At 33.2% G+C, this 11,808-nt stretch carries 9 protein-coding genes; all 9 read right to left on the reverse strand.

Features of this window, described 5'->3' with window-relative positions; genetic code table 11:
* Window positions 1-58 precede the first annotated feature (58 nt).
* Entirely contained in the window at window positions 59-493 is a 435-nt protein-coding gene (locus tag OZP08_RS18685) for an SMI1/KNR4 family protein (protein WP_268847558.1), read from the reverse strand.
* A gap of 249 nt (window positions 494-742) precedes the next feature.
* Entirely contained in the window at window positions 743-1,630 is an 888-nt protein-coding gene (locus OZP08_RS18690) for a hypothetical protein (RefSeq protein ID WP_268847560.1), read from the reverse strand.
* A 459-nt stretch (window positions 1,631-2,089) separates the two neighbouring features.
* Complete coding sequence (locus tag OZP08_RS18695) at window positions 2,090-2,440, reverse strand: immunity 51 family protein (RefSeq protein WP_281322562.1); 351 nt, start codon at window positions 2,438-2,440, stop codon at window positions 2,090-2,092.
* Between the two features lie 123 nt (window positions 2,441-2,563).
* Window positions 2,564-3,064 (reverse strand): Imm26 family immunity protein, encoded by a 501-nt coding sequence (locus OZP08_RS18700; protein WP_268847563.1) that lies wholly within the window; start codon window positions 3,062-3,064, stop codon window positions 2,564-2,566.
* A gap of 2 nt (window positions 3,065-3,066) precedes the next feature.
* Window positions 3,067-7,233: a DUF6531 domain-containing protein gene (locus OZP08_RS18705; protein WP_281322563.1), complete on the reverse strand. Its 4,167-nt coding sequence runs from the start codon at window positions 7,231-7,233 to the stop codon at window positions 3,067-3,069.
* A gap of 6 nt (window positions 7,234-7,239) precedes the next feature.
* Entirely contained in the window at window positions 7,240-8,586 is a 1,347-nt protein-coding gene (locus OZP08_RS18710) for a hypothetical protein (protein WP_281322564.1), read from the reverse strand.
* Between the two features lie 8 nt (window positions 8,587-8,594).
* Window positions 8,595-10,364, reverse strand: a complete 1,770-nt coding sequence (locus OZP08_RS18715) for a type VI secretion system Vgr family protein (RefSeq protein ID WP_281322565.1) — start codon at window positions 10,362-10,364, stop codon at window positions 8,595-8,597.
* Entirely contained in the window at window positions 10,361-11,008 is a 648-nt protein-coding gene (locus OZP08_RS18720) for a hypothetical protein (protein WP_281322566.1), read from the reverse strand. Before OZP08_RS18720 ends, OZP08_RS18715 begins: the two co-directional genes overlap by 4 nt.
* Window positions 11,009-11,089: 81 nt before the next feature.
* The gene (locus OZP08_RS18725) at window positions 11,090-11,704 is read right to left on the reverse strand and encodes a hypothetical protein (protein WP_268847570.1); all 615 of its coding nucleotides are present in this window, start codon (window positions 11,702-11,704) and stop codon (window positions 11,090-11,092) included.
* Window positions 11,705-11,808: the final 104 nt, after the last annotated feature.

Genomic DNA, 11,808 nt, shown 5'->3' on the forward strand with positions numbered 1-11,808 from the left:
AATTATTAAAATAAGAGATCGATCAATAGTATTTCTAGTAATTTATGTTCACAGAAAATTAATCTATTAAATTTTCTCCTATTAGCTCTTCAAAAGATTCATTTAATACTTCAGTTTCATCATTATCATGATAATATATCCAAACTTTGTTATCTGGAGAAATAAATACAGGGTCCCCATTTCCGCTTATAGAAATAACATAGCTAGATTGTATTAATTCACACCTATTATCTACTGAATAATTATTTCTAAAATCTTTTGTTAAATCTATTACTGTTTCTTCCGATAACATTTCGCAGTTATTAAATCCATAAACTGGAAAACCTGTAAAACTACCACCAAAAAGACTTAAAAACTGTACATAGTCTTTATCGAAATGCACATTAAGCTCTTTTTCAGCATTACTAATTATTTCTTCACTAACAGACTTACCTGCGAAAAAATCATTGTTAGATAATATTACTTTAATTTTATTAATTAATTCTTGTTTCATATCTCTTATTTACATTTCATTCTTCTTTCATTAAGGCCTGTTTCAGCTAGATCAACATGATACTCTTTTCTCCAATTATCAAATGCACTTCTTTCTAAATCTTCCACCTTTTTCCATTCCAAATGGATACCCAAAAAAAACTAAAACAAGCATCCTTCAAATTTTCAGAATGCTTGTTTTAGTTTTTTTTGTGAATTCACTTTACCAGTACAAAGTTGTGAGACTTCGAGAAACTCTGATTACCTAAAATTATTTAATTAGTTTACTATCCAAGTCTAGAGTTGTTACTTCAGAAGGACACTTTGCTAAATCTATAAAAGGGATGAATTTATTAATTAAATCAGAATTAATAGTATTAGATAAGTTATTCTTTGCTCTAAATTTAGATATAGCAATTAACTCTAAAGGAAAATATTTCCAAGCATCATGATTAAAAGTATCTAAATAGCTTTTGCCTTTATTATTGATATGAAATTTCGATAATTTACTAATTATTTCAGAAAATACTTTTTCATCCTTATCCAAAAGATTTTTTATAACAAAATCATATTCGCTATTAATTAATTCCTGCTCTTTAAGTTTAAGATTGTATGCTATACCTTCGCGATTAAGAATAAACTGCAATAACTGTAAAACATCAGAATAACCATAGTTATTTTTAAAATCTTCAACAGACCAATTTATAGATTCTTGATCATAATAATTATTTAAATAATTTAGAGTTTGCTTTAAAGATGATGGGTAAAAGCAATAAGCAAACAAACAAGAGAAAACAATATCTTGGAAAAATTCTCCAGACTGTTTAACTTCATCATTTTGAGCACTAATAAAAGATAAATTTAACCAACTGAAAGCGTCTACCAAATTATCAAATTCGTTTTGTGTTTGGTTTTCCTCAAATGAAATTATTGCTTTTTCTGATTTATAATAAAACAAAAAATTAATAATATCATTTAAAGGATATTGATTTGTAAAAGTCATACCAAACTCTTCAAATTCATAACTAAACTCTTTTTTACCCGAATTGATAAATTCGTTTATACAATTTAAATAAAATTTAACGTCATTAGTATTGTCCCTTGTTTCAAAATTACTTTTTATTTCTCCGACAACTTTAGTTAAATATTTTTTACTCATTATTATTTATTTTTTACAAAGTTTAGCAACTTCATCCCAATCGGAAAATCATTCCTCTTTCACCAAACATATCGACAACTCTTTTTATCACCAAGATTACTCTTAATTTGTGTTGCTGATTGTGGTATTATTCTAATTCTTTAAGAAGATCATTTCATAGCTCATATCCTCACTACTATTTAATTTTTTTCTAGTTCAGAGAATAATGCATCCGCTGATTCTTTTATGCCTTCTCTAAAATTTGCAGGTATTTTTTTCATTCCTCGCTTTCCATAACCTGAACTTCCTACATAAGATTCTTTACCGCTTGAAATAATATATACACCAAGACTATCTGTAAAAAATGTTGGTGCACTAACTAATCAAAAAAATATGATTTTAGACTTAAAAATAAAAACTGCTTGAAAAATAATTTCCAAGCAGTCTATTATCATTAAATTATTAATATCTAAAATACTTCTAATCTAATTCTGCCCTTGAAAACAAATCTTGAATTAACTTTTCATTCTCACAGGCTTCTTTAAACGAAATAATAAAAGCTTTTAGTGCTTCTACATCAGAAGAATAAGCGCAAAACATACTCCCCTCAGGATCAAATTTAACGACATCAATAAGTTCAGGCTTTTGTTCCTCTAAAAAAACATGTGCCAAGGAAGCCCAATCGTAACCGTTACCTTCAAAGCCTTCCTCTTCCCTTGCCTGGAAAATTTCAGTCTTATATTCTCCAACATTTAAGCATACTGAAACACTTTTCTCATGTTCAACCCAAAAAAATGGGGTAATTAATTCTTTAAGATTATCAATATTCATATTGCTCTAATTCTTTAAAAGTTCATGTCAAATTATTTCTACCACATCTTTAATATATACTAATATTAACCCTCTCATTCTATTTTCCAGAAATATTGAAATATTTAGAATACTCAAATTAATCTAAATGATCATAGAAAAATCTTTACTTCTAATAGCTTCTTCGATTCTTGTTGGATGATGAATTACCCATCTTTTGTATTTTTTAGCTTCATCTATACTTATGTTAGACTTATTGCCTCCCTTCCATAGAATTGGAAAATCCCTATCTCCTTGTACAAAACAAATTTCGCTATAATTAGAATCTATTTCTTTTTTATAGTTTTCACTTTCAAAAATAAACTTCCATCTTTTCTTTTCAAATGCTTGAGTTATACGTATTGGTGTGAACATTTGACCTGATTCTATTATAACTTTCTTTTCAACTGGAATTGAACCTATATAATTGAAAATTTCAATTAAATCTCCTGTAGATTTATCTATTTCTATTAATCTTCCAAAAGCATATTCCAAGTTAGAATCATACTTAGAACTGGAATAATTTTTTCTATTATCTTTTAGATCATTTGGTAAAAACAATGGTATACAAAATACGCCTCCTTCTTTTTCTTCTAAATAACTCATAATTAGTGACATTTTATTTTATCATATTCAGCTTTAAACGCTTTTCCTCTTATATCGGTTCTATCTTTATCGAATGAATTTATTTTATTACCCTTATTTGTCCAAGATATTTCTTCTCCAATAATTCCTGTTTTAGTTTCATATGTTTCAATATAATGCTGCTCATAACCTCTTGCTTGTTCTATAGTTAAATCACTATGCAAAACTTCATGAGTTGTATCATTACCATATCTTCCAGTATCCATATGTTGATCCATTCTTGATTGAACCTCTTGCTTAGTAATTCCTATATAATATGGATTCGTTGAGCCAGTTTCATAAAGTGCATAAACGGAATAACCTCCCGTCCCTAGCGGGTCTAGTCCAAATAAATCTACCTGATAATTATTATTCTTTGTATAAGCATAAAAATTAGGGTTACCTCCTTTCAACCTTATTGGATCTTGGCTCAAATATGTTCCTGTATCTGGATTATAATACCTAAAACGGTTATAATAAAGACCTGTTTCTACATCTTCGTACTGACCCAATTGTCTAAAAGGAATAAAACCTCTATCGCCTTTTAAATCTTTTAAGCCTCCATAAATATCATAATCAGTTTCCCAAACTAAATTCCCTTTATCATCATAACTTTGTACTGGGCGACCAATGTAATCGTTTATAATACTGTATTTATTATCTCCAACAATCTTAGCACTTGGTACAAAATTTCTTCCCTCATACACCCAAGTGATTAAATTCTCAATTGGTTCAACTTTATCATACAATAAATCATCCTCAAGGACAACCAGTCTTGGTCTATCTTTTAAGTCGTAGTTCCATTCATGAATAAAAACATTACCGTCCCAAACATAGCGATTTATTTCTTTGTTTGCAATTTTTGCAGTACGTCTGCCTAGAGCGTCGTACTCAAAACTCACAACTTTACCATCAGGGTTTGTTACGCTTTCCAACATTCCGTTAGCTAGCCAAGTATAGGTAGTGTCACCACTTTGCCACTGTTCGTGTTCTTGCTGTAAGCGTTTTTCTTCTTCCCTGTTGCTCGCTAGTTTGTCTATCCAGTTGGTTGGTTTTTCAAAAACCAATGGTTTACTAATATCACGTGGACTTTTGTGTACTAAGTTACCCAGCTCATCGTATTTATAATAGTATTTTTCATCTTTCAGCAGTTTGCCTCCTTTGCCATACGTACGGTCGCTGCGGTCATGGGTTTTATAGAGATTCCCCACGGCATCTGGTGTTTTGTACAGTTCCCCTTTGCCATCATAATCAGCTCTGGCAAGATTACCAAATGCATCATAATCAAAATAGGTCATGCTTTTGGTCAACTGGTTTACCGCACTGCGCAACTGCTGGTTGGTGTCCCAATTGTAATAACGAGAACCAGTGCGTTTGCCATTGACAAATACCTCTTGTTCTTTTTGCTTCCCACTACTGTTGTAACTGGTTTTTATGTGCAGGCCTCCTGTAGCATAACGCTCTATCTCGCGACCCAATTCGTCTCGCTTTAGCGTGGTTTCCCAATTCTTATGCTGCTCTTTGAGTTCATTACTTTGGGCTTCTATGCGCTCGAGTTGCCCATTTTGGTCATAATGGGTGTTTATATTAACACCTAATGTGGTGCTAATATTGGTTCGCTGTCCTAGATCGTTGTAAGTTGAGGTAAGGATTATAGCATTCTCATCTTTATCTAAAGTCTGCTTTTGGGTTTCCTGTACAACGCGTCCGTTGGCATCCCGCTCTAAGCGTATGCTCACGTTTTGGTTGGTAGCTTCTATTAAGAGTCCGTTTTTGTTATAGGTGTAAGTTTCCCAAGTGCCATCGTGGTAATCGGCTCTGGTGATGCGTCCCAAGGCATCTTGTTCGTACTCGGTATATTTCCCACCTCCGTGGTCTATTCGGGTTATTTCACCCACCAAGTTGCGGTTGTATTTTTTTATAATACCGTCAAAAGCGGTTTCTTTTATGATATGTCCAGCTTTATTTCGGTCAAAATAATAGGCTTCGTTGTCTTCGTTTTTTATGCTGGTTAGCTGCTCCATCTTGTCGTAATCAAAACGTACTTTTACGCCGTTCTGTTCTCTACTGGCAAGACTTCCCATTGGAGTATAGCTAAACTTGATACTGTTCTTGCTGTCTTTTAGAGCTATTACCTCATCATAATTGTTATAACTAAATTCTATGATGTTGCTGTCTTTCTCCACGATTTGTTGTACCCTGTCCAGTGCATCATAGGTAAAGTAATCCGCCATTTGCATCGGAGTATAGACCGCTCGTACACGCCCTCTATGGTTGTACTCCCAGGATTTTAACTTTTGGTCATTTTCACGCCATTCTACTAGGTTGTACTGCTGATCGTAAACTAGTTCAAGTTGGTTATTGTTCTTGGCTACAGTTGCCAATAGCCCGTTTTTATTGTAGGTAAAATGGGTACTGGTCTTGTCTGGCGCTATTATGGTTTTGAGCTGATGTGCTTTTTGGTCGTTGTACAGATAGATTGTTTTCTGTCCCTCCGGATCTATGGCTATCGATGGACGATTTTCGTCATCATACAGCGTCATTTCTTCAGTACCATCAGGATAAGTGGTGCCTGTTTTATTCCCCATATCATCATAACTGAATCCCAAGATACGACCTTCTTGGTCGATCTCACGATACAACTCCATAAACTCGGTATAGTCATAAAAAATACTGTTACCCATTGGGTCTTTTACCTGGGTTACTAGTTGGCTTGGTTCGTAGTAATAGGTGGTTACGGCACCATTGGCATCGGTTACCAAGTTGTAGCCTTCCTCGGTATGGTACTCGATCCAACCTTCTTGCCAACCTCCATCGCCCCAAGTATGGATACAACGGTTTTGCGCATCGTACTCCCAGTAAAAGGTTTGTCCGTTGCGGTCGGTTTTCTTAACCATCAGGTGGTTACTGTATTCGATTTGAGTTGGTTTTTGCAGGGCATCTAGAATCGCCACCATATTATAGTGCTCATCGTACTCATAGGCCACTAATAGTTCGTCTTGTTGTGGGGCTATAAGTTCTAGCTTTTGGATGAATCCGTCTTTGGTGCTTACTTTTATTTCTCTGCCTGCGGCATCTATAATTTTGCTTAAACCAAATCCTGTAAATTCAAAAACAATAGCTAATCCATCATGATTGGCTATTTGTGTGAGTTGGTGTTTTTTGCCATCAAACAGGGTAAAATCATAAAAGAGTCTGCTGCTATGATCATAGGCTTGATAGCCGTTTTGGGTTCTTTTCAGGGTTGTTTTTTCCTGACGTAGGTAAAATTCTTCTTCCGGCAGCAGGGCAGGAAATGCCACGAGTCTACCGTCCTCCATACGAAGTCCCAAAGCATCATCTTCGGGATATAACTCTACCGCGCGATCGTAATTACAGTGTACACCATGTCCGAGCCAGCCCACATAGCCTGAATCGGAGGACCAACTACGTTCCCAATTGAGCACAATCGGGCCTGCAATATCAAAATCGCTACCCTCGTAAATCACCGCCCCGTTGATGAGGTTTACGGGTTCGAATCCTGCTTTACACAACAACTTACTAAGCTTATTAGGCCCCATAGCTCCTTTAAGGAGTTTATTAAATGCTTTTTTTCCGAGTTTCATTAAGGTACTAAACCCTATACTGGCCAATAAACCTGTTAACATTCCTCCCCAATCCGGTGGATAGGGACCTCCCACCATTACGGGTTTTCCGGTTGGAATTGGTAATGAAAATGAGGTTGGTGCAAATAATGTTGGTGCAAAGGGTAACATTTTCTTGCCTACTTTGACTTTCCCTACTGATAACGATAACGGGAGTCCAATATCATTACAGGTCATCAGCATGTGTCCTTTTGGACTCATTCTGGTGCTGTCTGAGAATACGGTTTGCGAAGCAAAAAAGTTCATACTCTCATGCCCGATAATCGGTGTCATAAGCCATGGCGGTGTAAACAGCGGAATATGTACCAATGGTATTATAATCCCGCTGGTATCTGAGTTCCCACGTTTAAAGCCATTTACATGTACACTGGTGCCTAGAAAAGGAACATAATCAAAAGGATCTATGACAATACCAATATAGGGATGAAAAGGATTAAAAGGTGGTAAAGTCGTAAAATGGATATCTATACCCACCACAATGGTCAAATGATTATCGGTTAACAGCATAATTAATTAGGCATTACTTAATTGATATTCCTCTTGTATTTGTTTTGCAATTTGTTTTGGATTGTCTTTCCAGTTTTCTCCAAAAATGGTCACCATTCTTTCAGAAATAGCTTCTTTTTCTGAGTAATCTATTTTAGGGTCATTCTCTAAATAGCTATTGGCTATAAATGTAAAATTGATGATTTTGAGAGTGTCATCTGTCAATGCATATCCGTACTCAAAAGCGTCATTTAAAATTTCTGTATATTGTCCGTCTCTCTTTTTGGCAGCCAATAATAAAGCATAGTTATAACCATTTATAACTTGCATTTCCTGCTGTACTTCTTTGGCAATGGCTACTTGTTTCAAAAAGTATTCGATTGCCAGATTAGGCTGATTCAGAATACTGTAATGAGATCCTTTGTATGCCAATAATTGCAATAAAATTCCCGCTACATCCTGTTTTTCTTTATAAACTGGTGTCGTTATTTTTATTCCTTTATCTAATAATTGATGAATAAGCTCTTTCTCGTCTTTAAACTGAAATAAAAAACTGGCATAAATAAGATAGGAAGATGCCCAAAAACTGGTTTCCCCTGTACTCTTACTGATATCTATAAGCTCGTTGCCTAGTTTTTTTACTTTCTCTTGTTTTTTATCTTTTGCTGCCTCACCAATTTCAAATAAGCATTTTCTATAGCGCACCTGTGGATCATTTGGGTTTCCTTGTGTGGCAATTTCTTTATAAGCCTTACTGATATCTTGGTTTGGGATTTCGATAAAGATTCCTTTTTCTTTTACTGAATCAATTATTTCTTTATACTGCTTTCTTTCTTGATAATCAATAAATAAGAATCCTATATTATCTGGTAATAAAACTATAAGTTCTTTTATACTCTCGTTTAGTAAATCTGAATCACTGACCTTTTTTATTAAAAGACTAACGATTAAAAGATTGTCTGTTTTTGCCTCAAATTTTTTAAAACTTACAAGCATTTTGATATAAAAATCTTTAAGATTTTCGATGCTTAGTTTCTCAATTTCCGGCAGTGCTCCTTTAAAAGTATCGAAATCTTCCCAATTCCAGCTTGGATTTTTTTTCAGGTCTTCCTCAAATGTTAATATCCATTGCTCTATAAGGGTGGTGTAGAAATCTTTTTTATCATAAAAATCAATCGCAAATGCGACAAATGAATCATCTGATTTACCATATGCCGAAGATTCTAAACGAATAAAACCGTCTACCAAAGGATAGTCCTCGGTATGACAAACCATACTAAAGATTTGTGCTTTTGGTTTGGCTGCTCTGGTTGTATTCCATATTTTTTGAATATTTTCGACCCTTACAGCAATAGGATTGTGAGCGTTATTCATTTTTGGTTTTAATTTAAATTTATGATTCCTCCTTTTACATTTGTCATTGCTTTACCATCTATATCAACAACTTTTCCTTCTGCCAAAATGCTATTTTTCCCTTTTATATTGATACTTGGCGCTTCATCAGTAATTTTTGTGTTACTTGTTTGCGTGATTTCATCGGTACCCATAACAGATACTTTCTTACTTTCGACATTTACTTCATTTACCCCATTGATGTTTACTTTTTCTTCGGCAATAAAATTTATTTCTTTAGACTGTAAATCGATCTTATTTGGTGCATAAAGTGTCATTGTTCCGTCTCCGTTAAGCTTTACCATATTACCACTTGGGTCTGTTGCCGTAAAGGTGTTTTTTTCTTCATCAAGAACAAGTGATGTTCCTCCTCTGGTTGCAAAGCTTCTTTTGTTATTGTTTGCTCCTCCACCGCCACCGCTTTTTCCGTGAAAAACACTTCCTAGTACAAAAGGTCTGTTAGGGTCGCCATAACGGAAATGCACCATTACATGATCTCCTACATCCGGAATGAATACCATTCCTCTATTTGTACCTACTTTACCACTACTACCCGCATCCGGAGTCATAACACGAAGCCAGGCTGTTTTCATAGAAGTCCCTTGCTGCCAAAGCATTTGCACTCTAATTCTTCCTTTATTTTTAGGGTCTGTATTACTCTCTACAACTGCTTGTTGTGTTTGTGCAATTGGATAAGACACATCTGGTTCCGGCAAGCTAAGCACTTTAGATGGTATGGCTCTAAAATTATTTTCATACTCTCCTAAATGTGTAGCATAATGTGTAATTTCGGTAATAATATATGAACCTACTTCTTGAGTAAGCATGCTGGAGTTTTCTAAAACACTGGATTGTATATTAACAATACTTCCTACTTTTAATTTTGAATTTTTTGTAGTTGCATTAACGTAGTTAGTATTGGCAGCTGCACTTGCCTGTTTCTTTTTCAAGAAGGATTCCAAAACCGCATCATCGCCTGTACTCACAATACCGTGTGTAAAAGCTGGTGTTGCAAATACGTCTTTTGAGCTTGCAAAAGCTTCGTTTCCTAATTTTGGTAAACCTCCGACTGTATCTTTAGACTTAGCTGTATAGCGTTTATCGGCACTTTCATTGTATGTAAAAGCACTAAATTTATTAGGTACTGCCTGTACTGATATTTTTAATTTAGAAATATCTCTGTTGTAAGTTAACGATATAGGAGCATCGAAACTTTTTGGCTTCCCGAAAATTAATTTTTCCCCATCATAATACAGCCATTCATTGTATTGTTTTGCCAATCGCTGAATGAACTGAAAATCAGTTTCCAAATACTGATTCTGATACTCCATTTTACTGGCATATTCAGGATTTATATCGTTTTGCAATTGCTCTCCTGCTCCATTTTTGATAACTTCTTTTACAATATCTTTTAAGGCTGATTCTTCCCAAGAATGTAACTTTTCTCCCGATTCTAATAATATGGTTTTAGAAAAACCGGACACTACAATGTGATTCCCTGAATGCCCCATTTCCTGATCAAAATCGATATTGGTAACAACGCCCAAAAAGTTATTCTTCTCTTCGAGTACAATATGTACCACTTTGCCTAACCATGCTTGTGCATTTTCCAGAGTGTACGCTAAAGGACTCTCTACAGCTGCATGCGGCACACGAATTTCAAATCGATGGTGGTCATTTATTACTTGTACCAATTCGATACTGGTAAAGTGACTTATTTTTTTAGAATCTATTCCAAAAATGATTGTTGGAGGTGTCATAAGTTTATCTTTTTTTGATTGTTGTTATTGTAAAAAATCTGCTTATTAAGCAAGCTGTTGTATTTATTTTTTTTCCAAAATCCTGTAGAAAAAAAGTATGCTGAGAAAAAAACTAATAGTATTGTTATAAACCAAAGTACAATACTCGAAAATGATTTAATTGTTAAAATTGTTGGATAACTTGATGGATCCATAATTAAAAAGTATTCTACTTGCTCACCAAACAGAAGAGCAAATATTGAAGTAACTCCTGATAAAAGATTTATTTTTTTATTAACCTCTTTTCTATTGAATAAATAAAATAACAACCCAACAAAAAATCCAATTGTATATTTAAAAAACCAATAAGGACTATTTCCGAACATAAAAACTAATAAACCACTAATTAGACATGAAAAAACAAAAACCATTAATAGTTTACCACTAAACTCGTTGAAATTTTTATTATTTATATAGCATAAAAAAAGATATGATGAAGTAAGTATAATTGCTAATCCAATCCATAAAATATCAAAGTTATTTCTTATTAAAGGAGTAACACTGTTGGGAGTATTATCATCAATAATTGTAAGAAAAACAAATGAAAATAAATAAAAAATAGCAAAAAAAAGCAGTGTCAAAAAGATAGATAATATTTTTTTCATAATTACTATTATTTAGGAACGCTAAAAGTTATATCACTAATTACTTCAATCTTAAATATTCTATAACTATTTATGCAATATCTAACTAATCCAAGTTTGAGTTTTATTTATAATTCTCCATTCTCCATTAATTTTAGACAAGAAAAATGCTTTACCACTTCCACAAAGACCTCCACAATAATGGTTTATTTCGACATAAGCTTTAGAATTATCTTTTGAAAAAACAGGTATTGTCATTTCATAAAAATCATATTTTTTCCCAGTTTTTTGCTTTAATTCTTCTTTGTCAAATGTTGTTGATTTTATTTTTTCTATTATTTTTTGTTCTATTTTAAATTCTTTTAGTCCCAAACTTTGTGAAACTAAATACGTAGAATCAGCTTTAGAGAAAAAATTATCATTGTTTATTTTATAACTTAATAATTGATTTATTGACACACTATTAAATGGAGTTGGGGGTTCATATAATTTTTCTTTATTTTTTATTGGAATTTGAATATTTATTTTTACTAGATCTATGCAAAAAGCTATTGAACTTTTGTCATTTTTGGAAATATATAAGCTATCTTGGTTGATTATAACTTCAACGATTTGATTAATATCACTAAATTTAGAATCTTGAAGTTTAGTTTCTTCTTTCTGTTTTTTGCATCCTAAAAACAGAAAAAGAGTAACTATCCAAATTATATTTTTCATTATTTATTTTTTTTTAATTACTTATATATCTGTATTATCATAGTAATACATACTTTTTATTTAAAAAACATCCTTTTACTTTTTTGAATAGCTAGTTCAAAATA

Origin of the sequence: Flavobacterium aestivum, assembly GCF_026870175.2 — a bacterium.
Lineage (GTDB): Bacteria > Bacteroidota > Bacteroidia > Flavobacteriales > Flavobacteriaceae > Flavobacterium > Flavobacterium aestivum.

Bases quoted from the DNA above. Each gene is read 5' to 3' on its own strand.
- OZP08_RS18715 (WP_281322565.1), bottom strand. From the start codon at position 10,364: ATGACACCTCCAACAATCATTTTTGGAATAGATTCTAAAAAAATAAGT.
- OZP08_RS18690 (WP_268847560.1), bottom strand. From the start codon at position 1,630: ATGAGTAAAAAATATTTAACTAAAGTTGTCGGAGAAATAAAAAGTAAT.
- OZP08_RS18700 (WP_268847563.1), bottom strand. From the start codon at position 3,064: ATGAGTTATTTAGAAGAAAAAGAAGGAGGCGTATTTTGTATACCATTG.
- OZP08_RS18725 (WP_268847570.1), bottom strand. From the start codon at position 11,704: ATGAAAAATATAATTTGGATAGTTACTCTTTTTCTGTTTTTAGGATGC.
- OZP08_RS18710 (WP_281322564.1), bottom strand. From the start codon at position 8,586: ATGAATAACGCTCACAATCCTATTGCTGTAAGGGTCGAAAATATTCAA.
- OZP08_RS18720 (WP_281322566.1), bottom strand. From the start codon at position 11,008: ATGAAAAAAATATTATCTATCTTTTTGACACTGCTTTTTTTTGCTATT.
- OZP08_RS18695 (WP_281322562.1), bottom strand. From the start codon at position 2,440: ATGAATATTGATAATCTTAAAGAATTAATTACCCCATTTTTTTGGGTT.
- OZP08_RS18685 (WP_268847558.1), bottom strand. From the start codon at position 493: ATGAAACAAGAATTAATTAATAAAATTAAAGTAATATTATCTAACAAT.
- OZP08_RS18705 (WP_281322563.1), bottom strand. From the start codon at position 7,233: ATGCTGTTAACCGATAATCATTTGACCATTGTGGTGGGTATAGATATC.